This window comes from Pseudomonas cannabina, assembly GCF_900100365.1.
In the GTDB taxonomy this organism is placed as follows: Bacteria; Pseudomonadota; Gammaproteobacteria; order Pseudomonadales; family Pseudomonadaceae; genus Aquipseudomonas; species Aquipseudomonas cannabina.
In genome coordinates this window covers 1-17952 of the sequence record NZ_FNKU01000006.1, presented here as the reverse complement: position 1 = coordinate 17952, position 17952 = coordinate 1, and the positions used below count along the sequence as shown (strand labels likewise).

The 17952-nt window shown below is 56.5% G+C and carries 18 protein-coding genes and 4 pseudogenes; 10 read left to right on the top strand and 12 right to left on the bottom strand.

The features are described 5' to 3' along the window. The first annotated feature begins 22 nt into the window (after positions 1-22). The 3 genes and pseudogenes from BLT55_RS29885 to BLT55_RS29870 form a co-directional block, all read left to right on the top strand. Positions 23-304: a hypothetical protein gene (locus BLT55_RS29885; RefSeq protein ID WP_057424767.1), complete on the top strand. Its 282-nt coding sequence runs from the start codon at positions 23-25 to the stop codon at positions 302-304. Then, entirely contained in the window at positions 285-1514 is a 1230-nt protein-coding gene (locus BLT55_RS29880) for an IS91 family transposase (RefSeq protein ID WP_074801953.1), read from the top strand. The genes BLT55_RS29885 and BLT55_RS29880 overlap by 20 nt, the downstream gene beginning before the upstream one ends. A gap of 180 nt (positions 1515-1694) precedes the next feature. Next, a pseudogene (locus BLT55_RS29870) lies at positions 1695-2324 on the top strand (ATPase); the annotation flags it as partial. A 165-nt stretch (positions 2325-2489) separates the two neighbouring features. Here the strand turns inward: BLT55_RS29870 and BLT55_RS29865 are convergent. Next, positions 2490-3179 (bottom strand): NYN domain-containing protein, encoded by a 690-nt coding sequence (locus BLT55_RS29865; protein ID WP_055000661.1) that lies wholly within the window; start codon positions 3177-3179, stop codon positions 2490-2492. Positions 3180-3380: 201 nt separating this feature from the next. Further along, positions 3381-4530: pseudogene (locus tag BLT55_RS29855) on the bottom strand (Y-family DNA polymerase); the annotation flags it as partial. 255 nt (positions 4531-4785) lie between these two features. Here BLT55_RS29855 and BLT55_RS29845 point away from each other — a divergent pair. The 5 genes from BLT55_RS29845 (at position 4786) to BLT55_RS29825 (ending at position 8300) form a co-directional block, all read left to right on the top strand. Continuing rightward, positions 4786-5478 carry a M91 family zinc metallopeptidase gene (locus BLT55_RS29845; protein WP_074801946.1) on the top strand — a complete coding sequence of 231 codons (693 nt, stop codon included), beginning with the start codon at positions 4786-4788 and terminating at the stop codon, positions 5476-5478. 57 nt (positions 5479-5535) lie between these two features. Then, positions 5536-6012, top strand: coding sequence for a recombinase family protein (locus BLT55_RS29840; protein ID WP_223862849.1), 477 nt, complete (start codon positions 5536-5538; stop codon positions 6010-6012). A gap of 448 nt (positions 6013-6460) precedes the next feature. Further along, on the top strand, positions 6461-6754 hold the full coding sequence (locus tag BLT55_RS29835) for a M91 family zinc metallopeptidase (protein ID WP_223862848.1): 294 nt from the start codon (positions 6461-6463) through the stop codon (positions 6752-6754). Positions 6755-6808: 54 nt separating this feature from the next. Continuing rightward, positions 6809-7090, top strand: coding sequence for a hypothetical protein (locus tag BLT55_RS33200; RefSeq protein WP_057424767.1), 282 nt, complete (start codon positions 6809-6811; stop codon positions 7088-7090). After that, a complete protein-coding gene (locus BLT55_RS29825) occupies positions 7071-8300 on the top strand; it encodes an IS91 family transposase (protein ID WP_074801624.1) in 1230 nt (409 codons plus the stop codon). Before BLT55_RS33200 ends, BLT55_RS29825 begins: the two co-directional genes overlap by 20 nt. 336 nt (positions 8301-8636) lie before the next feature. Here the strand turns inward: BLT55_RS29825 and BLT55_RS29820 are convergent, their stop codons facing one another. The 3 genes and pseudogenes from BLT55_RS29820 to BLT55_RS29810 form a co-directional block, all read right to left on the bottom strand. After that, complete coding sequence (locus BLT55_RS29820) at positions 8637-9647, bottom strand: tyrosine-type recombinase/integrase (protein WP_024960197.1); 1011 nt, start codon at positions 9645-9647, stop codon at positions 8637-8639. A gap of 63 nt (positions 9648-9710) precedes the next feature. Next, positions 9711-9971 (bottom strand): annotated as a pseudogene (locus BLT55_RS29815) (Y-family DNA polymerase); the annotation flags it as partial. Continuing rightward, positions 9949-10374: a LexA family protein gene (locus BLT55_RS29810; RefSeq protein WP_055000516.1), complete on the bottom strand. Its 426-nt coding sequence runs from the start codon at positions 10372-10374 to the stop codon at positions 9949-9951. The pseudogene BLT55_RS29815 and the gene BLT55_RS29810, both read right to left, overlap by 23 nt. A gap of 127 nt (positions 10375-10501) precedes the next feature. Here BLT55_RS29810 and BLT55_RS29805 point away from each other — a divergent pair, with 127 nt between their 5' ends. After that, positions 10502-10783 (top strand): hypothetical protein, encoded by a 282-nt coding sequence (locus BLT55_RS29805; RefSeq protein ID WP_074801749.1) that lies wholly within the window; start codon positions 10502-10504, stop codon positions 10781-10783. Then, a complete protein-coding gene (locus BLT55_RS29800) occupies positions 10764-11990 on the top strand; it encodes an IS91 family transposase (RefSeq protein WP_074801940.1) in 1227 nt (408 codons plus the stop codon). The genes BLT55_RS29805 and BLT55_RS29800 overlap by 20 nt, the downstream gene beginning before the upstream one ends. 775 nt (positions 11991-12765) lie before the next feature. On the opposite strand, the gene BLT55_RS29795 is transcribed toward BLT55_RS29800, so the two are convergent. From BLT55_RS29795 to BLT55_RS34300, 7 genes and pseudogenes are all read right to left on the bottom strand, one after another. Then, positions 12766-13512, bottom strand: a complete 747-nt coding sequence (locus BLT55_RS29795) for a hypothetical protein (protein ID WP_074801937.1) — start codon at positions 13510-13512, stop codon at positions 12766-12768. Positions 13513-13981: 469 nt separating this feature from the next. Continuing rightward, a complete protein-coding gene (locus BLT55_RS29790; protein ID WP_054098253.1) occupies positions 13982-14209 on the bottom strand; it encodes a hypothetical protein in 228 nt (75 codons plus the stop codon). A gap of 58 nt (positions 14210-14267) precedes the next feature. Then, entirely contained in the window at positions 14268-14717 is a 450-nt protein-coding gene (locus tag BLT55_RS29785) for a GntR family transcriptional regulator (protein WP_074801934.1), read from the bottom strand. A gap of 130 nt (positions 14718-14847) precedes the next feature. Continuing rightward, entirely contained in the window at positions 14848-14985 is a 138-nt protein-coding gene (locus BLT55_RS33670) for a hypothetical protein (RefSeq protein ID WP_167359992.1), read from the bottom strand. Between the two features lie 76 nt (positions 14986-15061). After that, the gene (locus BLT55_RS29780) at positions 15062-15256 is read right to left on the bottom strand and encodes a hypothetical protein (RefSeq protein WP_139206529.1); all 195 of its coding nucleotides are present in this window, start codon (positions 15254-15256) and stop codon (positions 15062-15064) included. 109 nt (positions 15257-15365) lie between these two features. Further along, complete coding sequence (locus tag BLT55_RS29775) at positions 15366-17435, bottom strand: LPD7 domain-containing protein (protein ID WP_341845505.1); 2070 nt, start codon at positions 17433-17435, stop codon at positions 15366-15368. 289 nt (positions 17436-17724) lie between these two features. Beyond that, positions 17725-17952, bottom strand: a pseudogene (locus tag BLT55_RS34300) (hypothetical protein); the annotation flags it as partial.

The following is a 17952-nucleotide window of genomic DNA, read 5'->3' as shown; positions in this document are numbered from 1 at the left end:
CCTCCTCAGCACAGGCTTACACATGGCGTCAGAGACCAAAAAACGTAAACGGGCGAGCCGGGCAAAAGCCAAGGCAAAGCAGACCCGTCTCCAACGCGCCGGGCATACCACCTTCGTTCCCGATACCGACTTTTTCTTCGATATCGATCCTTTGGGTGATGTCGATCTTTGTAGTTGCTGCCAGACAACGTATCTGAACGACATGTTTCCCGACGCTTCTTGCGTAAGCGTTTCGATGAGAGAAGGGCCAGGCGGATTCGCCATCACCGCCGTCATTCACCACGATGAGGAGCCGCCCTGCTGACGTGGCCTCTGCACCGCCTGCTTACAAACCTCGACCGCTCAAAAACCTCTTCACGGCCAACGGCTGCTGGGCAGATTTGCTGGAGGCCGGCGGTCTGCGCCAAATCGAAGTGGAGTCGATCAGCAAAATGCTCGCCTGCGGCACCTCGATACTGGGCGTCAAACACTACACCTGCGGCAACGACAGCTGCCCGCACGTCAAATACCTGTGCAACACCTGCCATTGCCGGGCCTGTCCTTCCTGCGGCAAAAAGGCCACCGACCAGTGGATCGCCGTGCAAAACAACCGTCTGCCCGACTGCCCCTGGCAGCATCTGGTGTTCACGCTGCCCGACACGCTGTGGTCCCTGTTCTTCTACAACCGCTGGCTGCTTGATGCGCTGTTTCGTCTGGCGGCCGATAACCTGATCTACACCGCCAAGCGGCGCGGTTTGCGCGTCGGGATTTTCGGGGCGCTGCACACCTATGGACGGCGGCTCAACTGGCATCCCCACGTCCACCTGTCGGTGACCGCGGGCGGCCTGGATGAGCAGGGCGTCTGGAAAAATCTGTCGTTCCACAAAGAGGCCCTGCGGCGGCGCTGGATGTGGCTGGTGCGCGATTACCTGCTGGGACAGCCGCTTTCGCAACTGACGATGCCGCCGCCGCTGGCCCACATCCACTGTGAAAGCGACTGGCACCGTCTGATACTGACCGCTGGCGGCCAGCACTGGCACATCCACTTGTCGAAGAAGACGGAAAACGGCCGAAAGACCGTCAATTACCTGGGCCGCTACCTGAAAAAACCGCCGATCTCGGGCAGTCGTCTGGCGCATTACACCAACGGGGCCACGTTGAGCTTCACCTACCTGGATCACCGCACACAGACCTATCAGCAGGAAACGCTGAGCCAGGCCGACATGCTGCGCCGGGTGGTGCAGCACATCCCGGAAAAGCATTTCCGGATGATCCGGTATTTTGGTTTTCTGGCCAATCGGGTCTGCAGGCAGTACCTGCCAAAGGTCTATGAAGCACTGAAGATGGCGACGCCAGGACCGACACCGAAGCTGTATTTTGTGCAGATGGCCAAAGCCTTTCTAAACGTCGATCCGTTCCGTTGCGTGCTGTGTGGCGCGCGGATGGTATACACGGCGGCAATCAGCGGGCTGACGGTACAGGGACTGGTCCTCAACGCTCAGGCGATCGCGCAGATGAGGTACGTGAAGCCCTGACAGGGGGAAGGTGCGTCCGCACCTAGGCTTCGCGGTGAAATAACCTGCATTAACGCTGATTTATAGGGATTTTCACTGCATAAGTAACGCATCAGCGTCTTCCTACACATCGCTATGAAGGCATGACGCCTCCTTCCAAGCGTCAGCTTGATGCATAGGCATTTTGAAATTCCTATGCATGAACACCGTGATGGGATTTGGCGTACCTTCTTTGAAAGTGGCTTACTCGACAACAAACAGGTGATTTTGACCTCTCACGCCGAGGAGTTTTTGCACCGAATTCAGCAAGAGCTGGGGGCCGAGAGGGCATCGCAAATACGTCTCTACCGATTCCTGCCTCATCAAGGTGAGTATCACCTACGCATCGATACTGATCCTCCTACCAAAAACTATGTGCTACTGGCACAGGCCTCCGTGCATGCAGAGGAGAAGCGGGAGGCATTGCGTCACTCTCGTGCAGCCATTGAAAGCCTGACGGATCGAGCTTGGACGTGGTTAGGCAAGAAGCACGATGGAGCTCTTGAGATCAAGCTTTCGGGGCCACGGGCCAACTGGGAACTGAACAACAAGTGCGTGAAGCTTCGGAGCGCCATGAGAAAAATCCCTAACCCGCACCAAGGCGTGCAAGCAATCTTGGCGGGCCTCGATGCATTGCTCGACAGAAGCGGGACTTCTATCGAATGGCGTTACCTAAATGGTGGGACCCATGACTCACAGCGTGATCACGAATTCGATCGAGCTGCAGTTCGGACTATCGTGGATGCCGCTTCGACTATAGATAGCGGCCTTGAAGCCTTGAGAAACGGCTAAATTTCTTGGGTAAAGTGAAGGGTATTGGTGTAGTGGTCTAATGATTCCGGACACTCATTTAGGCGAGAATATCGCCAGATAGAGGTGTCTGATGACCAAACAACGCCGTACCTTTTCCATTGAATTCAAACGCGAGCCGCTACAATTAAACAGGACCAATCGAATTCACCAGTATTTTGGTTTATCGGCAGGTTTTTTGCGAGTTGGTATGCGAGGCGGAAATTGATGTTCGGCCAGTTCGTTGTTCGTTACGACACGGCGCATCCAATCCGAATAGAGCTTTAGAGAGCCGGGAACGGTGCGTTTTGCTCCCTCTCGATGGGGTAAGATCACACCAAGGCGAACGTCAGGAAAATCTTCCCTGATTGCTCTCATCGCTGGTGTCATGTCGGTATCTGCCGATACTAGGACTATCTGCTGTATACGTTCTTCAGGCGGCAGCACCATTTGGCGAGCGGCGAGGCGATACATACTGATCGCGATATGAACATCCGTTTCCTTTTCCTCTAGCTTCCAGATGCCAATTTGATCAGCTCTTGATGCTGGCGTGTTTTTGTCTACAAAGCGTGGTGCGTACCTGGGTTCGAGCTGGTGACGACCATAAAACACCTCAACTCCACGCGCTTTCAATGCGCGCAGGTATGTGTCCTGCGCCTCTTTTGAAAGGATGCCACGAGTGGCCAGTGTCGGCATTACGCCGGTAGTGAAAAAACTAACGGCCTGGAGCGTACTGTCCGGGCGTTCTACTCGAATGATGTGAGCCAGAAGAGAAGGAATATCGAGCCACTTGTACGGTGTGCCTGCCAGCAGGCCGTAAAACAGGTTGTAGCCGTCTACGAAACAGGCTGTGCGCAAGATTTTCAGTCCTTAAAACGAAAAAACCGGCTATGGGCCGGTTTTTTCACCCCAACGGCCAGCGAACTTAATCGCTGCGTACGGGGCTGAGTAGTGGGTCAATAATCTCATAAATAACAATTATGTCAACCCGGCGCTTTAACGAACGCCTAAACGGGAACAACCGAGAAAACAGAAGCGGTCCCATGCTGGTGCGCTTGATTACTTGGCTTTTACAACCCATAGCTGATCGAGCCGTGTCGTGTAGCTCTGGCTCATCAGCTCACGCCGCATGCCCCAGTCCGGCGTCATTGGCACTGAACCAGTGCGCAAAGTCCCACGACCCCACTTGCCGTTGATTGAATCCAAAGCAGCCATCAGTCGATCTGAACTCACCGACTGATTGACCGCGAACAGGTCATCGGTAAATTCGCCTGGCTGGCAAATATCCATCAGTAGCACTTCTGCTTTGCTGTACCTAAGGAGACGCTGATTTATTCTAAAACCCAGCTGTTGCCCCCAGATAAATCAAGGCCTCCAGAGCGTTGCAGGGACGAAAAATCGAATAAATCAGCGCCTCCCTAAAGCCTGGGCGAAATATCCGCGAAACCGCCTCTGTCGCGTATTGGGTCATCACCCTCACATCGTTGGTGGGGTAGGGCAGCTGGACCAGTGCGCCATTCGCATACTTGGCCTCGTCAGGGTTGAACATGCCGGTGCGGATACTCACCCTGATCTTTTTACACACGGAGCCCTGGGCGCGTAGTTTTTCAGACGCACGCATCATGTACGTGGCCACCGCCTCCTTGATCGGCCCCAGCTCGGTCAGTCGCTTGCCGAACATCCTGCTGCAACAAATCTCCTGCCGTGGCGGTTCGACTTCGTCCAGCTCCAGGCACGCGGTACCCGCAAGTTCGCGTGCGGTTTTCTCGATCACAACGCTAAACGTTTTGCGCAACATCCAGGGATCGGCCATGGCCAAGTCCTTGGCTGACAGAATCCGCATGCCCTCCAGATGCGCTTTCATCTTTCGACCGATGCCCCAGACCTCTCCGACAGAGGTATTGCGCAGCACCCAATCACGTTTGACAGGGTCGCAGATGTCCACGACCCCGCCGGTGTGCGCCTGGATACGCTTTGCCGTGTGATTGGCCAGCTTGGCCAGTGTCTTGGTCGGTGCAATCCCCACACCCACGGGAATACCTGTGCAGCGATGGACTTTGGCTCGAATCGATCTTCCCAACTCGGTGAGATTGCCAGGCATGCCGGTCAGGTCTGCAAACGCCTCATCGATGCTGAAAACCTCAACGGCAGGTACCATGGATTCTATGATGGCCATCACGCTCTGGCTTAAGTTGCCATTTATGTGGAATGGAAAATCAACCCAAGGTCAGGCGAGACAGTGAAACTTGGTACGCGGCATCATGCTTTGGCGTCTTGCGACCGCGCCCCAGAGACTTGCTGACTACTGCCATTAAGCGCGGCAAGTCAAGCAGCGGCAAGTCAAGCATGTGCTGCGCTGGCCCCACATACAGCCCTTGTAGCTCTCTGAAGCGAGCCCGTTGAGGCTGGAACTATTTTCCACGTTAAGCCACTCAACCTCTCCATGATCAACTGGAGCCCCCCCATGCCTCGCATTAACCCAACTAGCTTTACTGGAATCTATATTGAAACGACAGGCAATCCGAATCGAAGTGACTACTATAAGGAGACCACATCTGCGCTGGATGAGCTGAATAGAGGACACGCCGGTCGGACGGTAATTCGCAATATTGAGGCCGCCTGTGAAATGGATCCGCAGAAGCGGGTGGTCATCTCCAAGACAGATCAGGGCTCGGAAGCCAACATGCCAGGGCACTGGACTGGCTGCGCGCGGCCGACTCGCGACCCTTTTGTACCCTTTGTAGCCGGGAGAGGCGAGTCTGTCGCGGTACGATATAACTCTAGGTTTGGTATACGGTTCGATGATCAGTCTGTCAATGGGCAACCTGACCCAAGCCTTGCTTACGTCTTTCTCGGTCATGAACTTATTCATGCATCCAGAACGTTACAAGGTACTCAATACCGAGTGAGTCGAGGCCGACCGGATGTCGACGAAGATAGCGGAGCGGCGGAGGAAGAAATCCGAACGGTTGGCATCGGGCAGTACGAAGACGAATATCCGTCAGAAAACGCAATACGTCGCGAGCATGGATTGGCGCCTCGCACAAGTTATTCGGGGAATACAGGAACAAATCTTCGTGAGCCGCCTGAACGGAACTCGCAATATACGGAGGCACGGCTCAGATCGCTCAACGCCAGACGCTGGTCAGATATGTAATCCAGCTGATGGAGTACAGGGCGGCTTTGTAGCTGACGTTGATGGGTACGGGGAGCCATGGAACAAGAAGTGCGCATAGGTGCCGTAGGCTTAGCGCACGATGTTCCCGAATTCTGTGGGCGCTCCCCTCCTATCTTTGCTGCCTGGAGGTTCTGGCTGCCGCCAGGCAGCTTCATGATCGGCAGCAATTGCCCGCGCACCATCCACGGATCAGCACAAGCAGAATCAGCCCTTGCGCCGTATTCTTACCTCTCGTCCCCGCATGGTCGGATGCTGGCGAAGTTTCTCTACGGCATTGCGGAGTTCGAACGTGATCTGATCAGCGAGCGAGTCAAATCAGGTCTCGCGGCTGCTCGTGCTCGAGGACGTAAGCTAGGGCGCCAAGTGGGAGTACGTCCAAAATCCGAAAAGCTTTACCCAAAAGTCATGGAAGCAATTGAAGCAGGCCGCAGCTACAGGTGGATCGCCCGAGATCTTGGTATCAGCAAAAACACCGTCACTGAAATTGTGCGTAGGCATCGCGAAACGGCTTAGGGTGTCATTTCGCTCACAGCCGCAACCACCCCTATTTTGTCCGTTTTCTCTCTCACCCCCAAGTATCTGAGGACCTGAGGGGGGGGGAAGTGCGCCTGACATTAACGAAACACGTCGTAAAGTCGCATAGGACCCGTTTTTAGAGGCCGATGAGGCGTGAAAAAAGCGTTTCCCCAACATCAATGCCACCTTAGCATCACGCAGAGGATGCCTTTTTCGACTGATTGCACACTACGTTACCTTTGTATGGAACCGAACCCATATCAAGGGCCACTCAAGCAGCGCAACATATCTACGACATAGATGTATGCACACGGGAGTGTAATTTTCAGGTAATCCTGGATGGTCCATTGGACTCCCTGCCAAACCATGTCAGCAACAATTGGGGTAGCGCCAATAGTTGCAATTTCAAGCGATCATATAGCTCAATTAACTTCTTAGGATAGTCATGATCACTCCGTCTCGATACCCAGGCATCTATATCGCCCCCCTCAGTAGCGAACCGACAGCAGCTCACACATTCAAAGAACAGGCAGAGGAAGCACTTGACCATATCAGCGCCGGCCCATCTGGCGATAAGCTATTGCGAAAAATATCTACTCTTGCCAGTCAAAAAGATAGAAAAATCACTCTAAAAGAGATTGAAATAAATAAACAGTGTTATACCGAAGCTGTTCTGAGCAGGAGGCAGCTGGAAAAGTACGAACTGGGCAGCCTGCGGCTGCAAATTGTGGGATTTTGAAATCGGTTATCATAGCCGAAATCGAGTCGATCCCTCCTCAGCACAGGCTTACACATGGCGTCAGAGACCAAAAAACGTAAACGGGCGAGCCGGGCAAAAGCCAAGGCAAAGCAGACCCGTCTCCAACGCGCCGGGCATACCACCTTCGTTCCCGATACCGACTTTTTCTTCGATATCGATCCTTTGGGTGATGTCGATCTTTGTAGTTGCTGCCAGACAACGTATCTGAACGACATGTTTCCCGACGCTTCTTGCGTAAGCGTTTCGATGAGAGAAGGGCCAGGCGGATTCGCCATCACCGCCGTCATTCACCACGATGAGGAGCCGCCCTGCTGACGTGGCCTCTGCACCGCCTGCTTACAAACCTCGACCGCTCAAAAACCTCTTCACGGCCAACGGCTGCTGGGCAGATTTGCTGGAGGCCGGCGGTCTGCGCCAAATCGAAGTGGAGTCGATCAGCAAAATGCTCGCCTGCGGCACCTCGATACTGGGCGTCAAACACTACACCTGCGGCAACGACAGCTGCCCGCACGTCAAATACCTGTGCAACACCTGCCATTGCCGGGCCTGTCCTTCCTGCGGCAAAAAGGCCACCGACCAGTGGATCGCCGTGCAAAACAACCGTCTGCCCGACTGCCCCTGGCAGCATCTGGTGTTCACGCTGCCCGACACGCTGTGGTCCCTGTTCTTCTACAACCGCTGGCTGCTTGATGCGCTGTTTCGTCTGGCGGCCGATAACCTGATCTACACCGCCAAGCGGCGCGGTTTGCGCGTCGGGATTTTCGGGGCGCTGCACACCTATGGACGGCGGCTCAACTGGCATCCCCACGTCCACCTGTCGGTGACCGCGGGCGGCCTGGATGAGCAGGGCGTCTGGAAAAATCTGTCGTTCCACAAAGAGGCCCTGCGGCGGCGCTGGATGTGGCTGGTGCGCGATTACCTGCTGGGACAGCCGCTTTCGCAACTGACGATGCCGCCGCCGCTGGCCCACATCCACTGTGAAAGCGACTGGCACCGTCTGATACTGACCGCTGGCGGCCAGCACTGGCACATCCACTTGTCGAAGAAGACGGAAAACGGCCGAAAGACCGTCAATTACCTGGGCCGCTACCTGAAAAAACCGCCGATCTCGGGCAGTCGTCTGGCGCATTACACCAACGGGGCCACGTTGAGCTTCACCTACCTGGATCACCGCACACAGACCTATCAGCAGGAAACGCTGAGCCAGGCCGACATGCTGCGCCGGGTGGTGCAGCACATCCCGGAAAAGCATTTCCGGATGATCCGGTATTTTGGTTTTCTGGCCAATCGGGTGTGTGGGAAATACCTGCCGAAGGTGTATGAAGCATTGAAGATGGCGACGCCAGGACCGACACCGAAGCTGTATTTTGTGCAGATGGCCAAAGCCTTTCTAAACGTCGATCCGTTCCGTTGCGTGCTGTGTGGCGCGCGGATGGTATACACGGCGGCAATCAGCGGGCTGACGGTACAGGGACTGGTCCTCAACGCTCAGGCGATCGCGCAGATGAGGTACGTGAAGCCCTGACAGGGGGAAGGTGCGTCCGCACCTAGGCTTCGCGGTGAAATAACCTGCATTAACGCTGATTTATAGGGATTTTCACTGCATAAGTAACGCATCAGCGTCTTCCTACACATCGCTATGAAGGCATGACGCCTCCTTCCAAGCGTCAGCTTGATGCATAGGCATTTTGAAATTCCTATGCATCGAGTCTGGGTACACTCGATTGTAGATAGGCCAAGTCGGAACGATACCGACGATTCGAAAGTATAGTTCGCTCCAGATCCGACAGTTTCTCTTGACGCTCATAATGATCCACATCAAATGGCACGTAGCTCATGGTAAGTAATGCTCCCGTGACGATTACTCCGACTTGAAGAGTTCAGCGAACAGTCGGGCGTCCAGACTACCCACCGAATGCGCCATTTTTGCAGTCAGGTCCGCGCCCGACAGGTGCACATAAATCAAGGTGGTCTTCGGATCCCGGTGACCTGCATAGGCCGTCAACTCATGCAGTTTCCACCCCGCACGAGCCAAATGCGTGAGTCGCAGATGACGAAAAGTGTGTGTGCTCAGGCATGACAGATTTGAGTCTGCGGCCCATCTTTCTACCGTTTTACTCCACGTCCACCGCGTGAGTGCCGAACCTCGATTGCGATCAGACTCGGATCGAAACAGGGCTCCTTTCGACCAACCGGCCAGACGAAGGGCATGAAGATGCGTTCCAAGTATCGGCGCAATGTCAGGGCTGTAGCACACGACACGGCTGCGTCGGCCTTTGGTCGTTTCTGCGCGCACTGAAATGAGTCGATGGGCGAGATCCAGGTCTTCGATTCTAAGGGCCACCAGTTCGGCACGACGGAGCGCACCGCAGTACGCCAACGAGAGCATAAGCCGATCACGAATAGACGACCTGGCCGCGATGCTGAGAAAGTAACGCCACTGCTCATCCGTGGGGATGTCGGGCAGCTTTATCAAGCGAGGTACCAGCCCTCTCACAAAGCCTGAATGTCCAGGGACCTGACACAAGCGGCCGTGCTGGCCGCGAGGTACCGGATTCCGTGCGCAACGCCCCTGAAAAACCAGGTGGTCGTACCACAGGCGGATCGCGGTGAGGCGCTGGTGCAAGGTCGAACTCGCCACCGCGTTTTCTTGCCCGGGCAGTAGCCGACGGATGTAGAGCGTGACTTGCTCAAATGTGATGGATTCAGCCTCCAGACCGGAGGCTTCGCAGTGGAGCAAGTAATGCGCCAATCCCCTGCCGTACGCATCCAAAGTAGCCGGCGCTCTTCCCAGGTTATCGAGCAGTGTCAGCCATTCCTGAACGCTGGGGTAGCGGTGAAGCACGTGCTCATAAGAGGCAGTAGAGGCCATGGGCAATCCCCCAGAACGTCGACAGAATCAGCGTAGTCCAAAAGCATTCCACCTAACTTACTAAAGCCCAAAATTGCTGCTGAACGACTGGATTCCATACCGACGCAAAACATCCTTGATCTGGAAATAGGGCGCGCCCATTTTCACGTAGGGTTTTGCATCGTAGCTGCGGGCAATAACGCAACCATCGTTGTTGCTGAGCACAACTATAGGAACCTTGGCCAAGTCTGGTCGAAACACGCGCTCACAGCTGGCGTAGAACGAGTTGCAATCGACCAGACCAAACACCGGCGTTGGCTTGTTACTCAAAGCTTGTGACGCCATGTCGCACAACGCCCCATATCGACAGCTCTTCACCTTCCAGGATATGCCGAGGCGGATAGGCAGGGTTGGCTGACTTCAGCACCACATGGTCACCCTGCAGGATGAGAATTTTGCACAGCGGCTCGTTGTTCACGGCAGCAATGACAATGCTCCCGCTGGACGGTTTTCTGGAGCGATCCACGACAACCAGGCTGTCATGAAAAATCTTGGCACCCTCCATGCTGTCGCCATCGATCTTGGCCACGTAAATGTGAGGGGCGCGCAAGTCCATCAGCCGGTCGAATGAGAAGTCCTGCTCGATGTGGTCCGCAGCCGGATTAGGAAAACCGGCAGGGATTTTGAAAGTGTAGAAGGGTATGACCTTTCCGGATTCGCACAACCGGCCGAGTATTTTGACGTTCATGAGGCGAACCTGGCAGGAACAGAGTTAACTGTATGAACTGGGCAGCCTGCGGCTGCAAATTGTGGGATTTTGAAATCGGTTATCATAGCCGAAATCGAGTCGATCCCTCCTCAGCACAGGCTTACACATGGCGTCAGAGACCAAAAAACGTAAACGGGCGAGCCGGGCAAAAGCCAAGGCAAAGCAGACCCGTCTCCAACGCGCCGGGCATACCACCTTCGTTCCCGATACCGACTTTTTCTTCGATATCGATCCTTTGGGTGATGTCGATCTTTGTAGTTGCTGCCAGACAACGTATCTGAACGACATGTTTCCCGACGCTTCTTGCGTAAGCGTTTCGATGAGAGAAGGGCCAGGCGGATTCGTCATCACCGCCGTCATTCACCACGATGAGGAGCCGCCCTGCTGACGTGGCCTCTGCACCGCCTGCTTACAAACCTCGACCGCTCAAAAACCTCTTCACCGCCAATCAATGCTGGGCACACCTCCTCGAGGAGGGCGGCTTGCGCGACATCGAAGTCGAGTCCGTCACCAAAATGCTGGCCTGCGGCACCTCGATCCTGGGCGTCAAACACTACACCTGCGGCAACGACAGCTGCCCGCACGCCAAATACCTGTGCAACACCTGCAGCTGCCGCGCCTGTCCATCCTGCGGCAAAAAAGCTACCGATCAGTGGATCGCCAATCAACAGCACCGCTTACCCGAGTGTACCTGGCAACACCTGGTGTTCACATTGCCTGACACCCTGTGGCCGCTGTTCTTTCATAACCGTCACTGGCTCGATGCCTTGTGTCGCCTGGCCGTCGACAACCTGCTCTATGCGGGCCGACGCCGGGGCGTGGAAGTGGGTGTTTTCTGCGCCATCCACACCTACGGCCGGCGACTTAACTGGCACCCACACATCCATGTCTCGGTCACCTTGGGTGGGATCGATGACGCAGGTGTCTGGAAAGATCTGTCGTTTCATCCATCAGCCTTGCGTCGGCGCTGGATGTGGAATGTACGCCAGTACCTGCTCAGTCAGTGGGAGCACACCACCGTCCCACCTGAAAACGCTCATCTGCAGAGCGAAAATGACTGGCGTCACCTTGTGCTCAACGCCGGTGGTCAGCACTGGCACATCCACTTGTCGAAGAAGACGAAAAACGGCAAAAAGACCGTCAATTACCTGGGCCGCTACCTGAAAAAACCGCCCATCTCGGGCAGCCGATTGGCGCACTACACCTGCGGGGCCACGTTGAGCTTCACCTACCTGGATCACCGCACCAAGACCTATCAGCAGGAAACGCTGAGCCAGACCGACATGCTGCGCCGGGTGGTGCAGCACATCCCGGAGAAGCACTTTCGGATGATCCGGTATTTTGGATTTCTGGCCAACCGCGTCTGTGGCCGACAGCTACCCCGGGTGTATGAGGCGCTACGCATGGAAAGGCGTGGCAAAGCGCCAAAACTGTATTTTGCGCAGATGAGCAAAGCGTTCTTGCAGCGGGATCCGTTCAGCTGCGTGCTGTGCGGAGCACGGATGGTTTATACCGCAGCCATCGCCGGCCTGACCGTGCAGGGCTTGATCAACAACGCTCAAAGCATCGCGCAATTGAGGTACGTGCCGGCCTGATACGGGAGAGGTGCGTCCAAAATCTGGAAAAGGTACAGAAAAGTCGCTTTCAATCCATTTTTCGGCGTGGGTGATGGGTTAAAAAAGCTTTTTGCCGACATCGACGCCACGTTGGCATCACGCCGAGGGGACCTTTTTCGGCGGATTACCTTGTATAGGAATTATTGAAATTCCTATACATGGACGTACAGTTAACGGCGTGCCGCCATCACCCGTCAACTCAAGCCGACCAACTGCGCAAAACGCATGCCTTCATTGAAGGCAAAGAGCGATTGACCATGCACATAATTATTTGAACAGCCTGCGCGCACACGCGCCCGGTTGAGGACTGGGGCGGCTTGCCGTTCCAGGCCGATTTATCCGGGTCTTAGCGCCCGTAGGGTGGCCGCAGGCCAGGGCAGGGCAGCTTCATCGCCCTGGGCCGCTTAGACAGGCTGTTTCACTGACGTATAGGCGCAGACATACGCGCCGTGCCGAAGGCACGACTTGCGCGTGCATTACTGCTTTATGAGGTGGGTTCCCACCGCGTAAATCCCTGTTTTTCCTGAAAGGGATAACTGAAGGGGGGATAAAATTTCATTTATTTCAAACACTCCAGTGCGCCACCTCCGGCGTGGCCAAAAAGAGCCGTTGGCACAGCTAAAAAACGGCACAACCAGCACCGGCGTGCGGTCCTTGCAATGCCTGGCCATAGGGTCACCCACCGCCCTTAAAACGCAGGCGTGACAATGCCTCCGCGTGAGCGGATGCAGTTTTCGGACAAAGTGGGGGCCTGTTAGGCTTTTTTGCTCCTCGACGCCAGGAGCCTATCCAGCGCACTGGACACGGTGTTGCTCACTGGCGGCGATGTGCTGGTGTCCGCGACATCTTGCGTATCCGGTACGCCCGCCTCCCGATTTTCCTTGGCCTGCCAGCGCTGACGCGACGTTTCACGGCGCTGGAGTTCCAGAGAGTGCTTTTCCATGTCCGCCAAGCGCTGTTGCCCTATGTCGCGCAACTGAGCATCGCGACGCTTCTTGGCCGACTTCTGCACGCGTTCATGAACATAGGCCAGGCCAAGGTCTTTCCAGAAAAGCTTGGTGAAGCGGATCAGGACGCGGGTGCGCACTAGGTGCAGACCGTTATCGTCCTTCTCGTCCAGGCGAATGCGCTCGATACGACGATACACATACCCCGCATCATCCAGGGTTTTCATCAAGCGACACAGCGCCGGTGCAGAGATACCCGCATCCTCGGCAATGCCACACTGAGTGTTAAGCACATAGCGGCCATTGTCGGGGTCGATGTAGCCCAGCACGCTGGTGGCCAGGTCCAGGCGAACCAGCAGCTGCTCGGCCACGCGCTCGATGGCCAGAAACTTCTCCCGCCGGGTACGCCTGTCGCCATGAACGCCATCCAGGCGGCGCAGGTATTGGCCCCGGTAGCGGTCCATGTTGCTCAGACGCTCATAGGCCGAGCGGATCAGGGGATTTTTAAGCTGTTGTTCAGAGAGGTGACGGGGAGCCGCGTAACGGGCAGGCATTACCCGACCGGGGCGACGTAAAGCGGAGTGAGGGTCAGAAGGGGGGAGCCTGACAGCCTTGAGGTGCCTCATGCTTCACCGCCTTGGCCATGAAGGCCATGCGCAACGGTAAAACGTGTCAGGTATTGGTGATGCTGGGGGTACAGGTCTGCCTTTAGAAGGGGCACAGCCTGCTGAAGAATCTTTTCCATAAGTCCACCGTTCAGCGGTGAACTGAAGGCTTCACTTTTGACGACTTGCACAAAGCCGCAGTGAACGCCATAATCAGCTCACGTTATGTGTGTTGAACAGGTGATCCGCTTGCTAACGGCCTGTTCAGGATTTTCCAAAAAGCCCCGGCGCCAACCGGGGCTTTTTGGTTTCTGCGATTCGTGAATCTACATCGTCGCTTTCCTGCAAATAAAACTGTGCCGGATAGTAGCATGGGACCTCCGCTTTTCGCCCTACAAAATCCGCTGCTTTCAACGAGCTAGGACGCTTTCCTGGACACCACCGGCCTTTCATCGCTCGATTTGTTCAGCAGCCGTGGGTAAAGCCCGCGCCGGAACCGCTGAAAATCAGCCGCGTCAAGCCAGACGGCACTGGCCTCCCATCCGTCGCGAGACACACCGTCGAGCCGATCCTGGCTGATCAGCAGAGACGCTTCGTCATTGCGGCCATTGTCGTTGCGGATGAATTCACAAAGGTGGTTTGTCATGGTTGTCTTTCCTCAGTTAGCGTTTCAGTGCCAATAACTGGATGCAGAACTGCCAGACCTACAGCGCCTCACTGGAGCATCCGCTCGGGGTTGGACGCAGTCGGCCCAGGACGCGCAGGATTTCGTTTTCAAAGGCGACTTTTGCTTCGAGGTCGCCCAGCTGCGTATGCCGTTCTGCCACGCACCTCAGCAAGCCAGGCAGGTGACCGTGCAGGGGCAACTCCTGGCCGTTCGTGACCCGATAGCCTTTGTGATACGCCGTCGCGATGTAGCCCTGCGTCTCCAGCGAACGCAGGGCTTCACGCACCGGCATCCGGCTGACCTGGAAGGCATCGGCAATGGCTTGCTGCGTAAGCCGTTCACCCGGTTCAAGTCGTCCGTCCATGATGGCTGCGCGCAGCGCTTCTTCAATGGTCTCGCGGGGCAGCGCTATCGGCTGTGCCAGACCGTGGGCCAGGTGCTCAAGCACCTGCTGAGCGTGCAGTTTTTGCGTTCTGTGGTTAATCATGTCCTTCACCTCTTTAACGGATGCAAACTGCCCCCTGCGCCGTAGCGCTGGGCTCAGCGCTGCACATGATTGAGGGGTTGTGATGCGTATCAGGAACCGCTTGAGAGCCCCGAAGAGCTGGGCGGGTCGATCAGTCGATGATCAGGCTGGCTTTCTTGCCAGTGGCCGCATATTCCTGCCAATGCGCGATAGCCTGTGCCTGCATATGGCGTGGATAGCGAGTGCGAACATAGCCCTGTGCCGTGTGAAGAATGACTAGATATTCCATCGACATGCCCCTTGGACTTTGCGTCTTGATGGGGCAATTGTGAAGTATATTTCGCAAAAGATAAAGAAATATATTTCTATTTTAGGATTGCCGGGAGCGCCATCACGGCATCGTCGTAGTACCTGGGCCGGTCTCCATCCGCAATGATCTGATGCACTCGGCGTTTGCTCATGGCCCAGCGTACGGCCAGCAGCTCAGGCTCCCAGCCTCTACGTTTGATTTCAGCCTTGAAGGCTTCTGGTGCCATCGGCACAAGCTCTTTGACTTCCAATTGGATTATCCGGATGAGAAATATGCTTCTATAGTAGTGGCTCACTGTAGGTGCGTCGAATGGTTTCTGGGAACCACCTCCAGGCAAGGAGGTGGTGTAACCGGACGGCTCAGTCCACGCTCATGCCGTCATCTTCATCCGGCGATGACAGCTCCGGTGTGCCGGCTGCTGCGGCCTGCCCCTTGGGCGTGGTCTCTGCCACTTCCCGCTCAGGCGCGGTCGGCTGCGCTGACCATTCGCGGCGGTTGACCGTTTTGTCCGTGACAGTGCCGTCCTCTTCGATGACCTGCACCACGACAGGCTGAGTGCCCAGGTCTTGCAACCGTACCTGGTCGCCTTGCTTCAGATTCGAATCCTTCATGGCATCTTCCAGCCCTACGCCCCACACCGTGCGGGGTCTACCCCCCTCGGGCTTGAGCGTCACGAAGTAGCTCATCTGGTTGTCGTCCTTGTGCTGATAGGGTGCTTCCCCGTGCTCGATCAGCGTGCCCTCGATGACTTTGCCCCTGACCGGGGCTGTCTGGCCCGTTGCTGGTTGAGGTGCAGGGAACAAACGGTCTTCCACCTCATTGACTATTTGCGCAGCCATCGCCGTGAGGTGGTCTAGGTCATCGATCAACTTAGGCGAGTTTTCGACTTGCTTGTAAGCGGCCACGATGCTGGCTTTGAACGCTTCACGATAGCTGTCGTTTTCCATGTAAGCCGTCAGCATGGCAGCGGCTTCAGGGGTCTTGTCATTTGTCGCAATGATCCAGACGGCATGGTCTTCACCTCGCAAGCCCATGACCGTATCCGAGGCCCTGACATCCGCTTCGGACATCGGGAAATCACGACGCCATTGTGCTTCAAGCCTCACCAGCTCGCTGGGGCTCTGCAAGTCCGGATCGTCGGCCCGTGCAGGCTTCGCGGCTTCTGGACTCGCCGACGCAGTGCTGGTGGCCACTGTCGGGCTAACGGGCTCGGGCGCAGCGTCTGAAGGCGTTGGCACGTTGGCCTGCGCTTCAGACGTTGCCGTTGCTGCAACATCCGCAGCCGGTTGCGCACGCTGCGCCTGCCACTGTGCAAACGCCTGGTCGCCCTTGGGCACGCCACGTTCTGGAATGCCCAGGGTGATCGCCACCGTCTCCACAAATGCAACGCGCTCTGGTTCCGGCACGGTGTCCAGCTGGGTGGCCAGCGCCTGGCTAACCTGCTCAGCCGTTTTGCCTTCGCCATACAGTGCTTCGATGGACACCGTAACGCCCATCCGATCCGCCTGGTCCCGCACGTCCCGTGTGGCGTCATCAACGTGCCGAGGCAAGTCGGTGGCAGGACCAATGCTCTGGCCACCACGCTCAATGTCCAGCTCTGCACGACGAGCCGCAAGGCTTTGGTTCATGGCCTTGTCAGTGAAATGAACGTCCAGACCGTTCTTGGCCACGGCCTCGATCACCAGCTTTTTGAATTCGGCGGTGCCGGTGATGGTCAGTGTGCTGCCGAACCGCTCCCGGGCAAGCTGGAGGGCCACCGACACCCCGGATTCGGTAATGCCCGTGCGGCGCATGGAGATAGTTTTGCCCGTGTCCACAAACAAAGTCTTGTCGGTCTGCTTGTCCAGGTAATGCACGTTCTGGCTGAACTTGGCTTTGCGTGTGTAAAGATCCTTGGCGCTGAGGTCGCGGGCCCGCTGACTGGCGGCGGCGGGATCAACCTGTTTGGCAAAGCGATCCATGACACGCTTCACACGGTCACGCACGCCTTCTGGGCCAGGCCCTCTTGCACCGCTGATGCTGAAGCCTGGGTCTTCCTTTTCATCGTCTAAAAGATTGCGTATGGCTGCACTGCCCATGAGATTTACCTCGATGTTGGGTTTCGGGTTACGGAACTGTTCACGTGCTTTGAGCCGTTCGAAGGTCAGCACGGAAACCAGCTGCGCCTTGTCCTGGCGGGTTAAGCGTTGATCGGAGAACACGGCGCGCCTGAGCGCGTAATACTGCTGATCGATCCGGCGTATGGCCCGGCGATGAGCCGGGGCAATCTGGTTGTGCTGCGCTTCCCGCGTGAAATACGCGGCCACCGTCGAGGCCTGCCTGTTAACGGTCAGGGCCTTGATCGAGGCGCGCTTGAACACCAGCGCCTTGTCTGCGGGCCGCTTGAGCGGATCGAACAGCATCCGGGCGCGCTGCTCGATGTCAGCCACCGTGGCGACCCGGTGGGGTTCTTGGCGTAGGGCGGGACGACAGAACCAGGCCGCCATTGGCGGGAGGGCGAGGCTTGCCGGAAGTCCTTGGCCTACGCCCGGCAGTGGATCGTCCAGGCGTTGCTGTCGCAGTCGCTGCCTTGGGCATCGACGTGACGGAAGGTGCTCTGTAGAACACCAGCGCGTTGTCAGAAGGCTTCTTGAGCGGATCAAACAGGCGTCGGCCTCGCTCCTCGATGTCAGCGATGGTGGCGACACGGTGAGGTTCTTGGCATACGGCGGGATATTCGTCCAGCTCGTACTCGGCGTTTCGGGCTTTCCAGCTCCGGCCCGGCGTCGGCCTGTAGCGCCTGCTGGCGTTGCTGTTCCGTTGCTTCCTGAGAAACGCGGCAGGCCGCTTCCTCCTCTTCCTCGCTCAGCTGTGGACCGTTCCGTCTTCCTCGTCCTCCTCCTGGTACAGGTGGTCGCAATCCAGAATCTCCTCCTGGTTGCGACTGTCCCAGGTGAACGTGTGCAT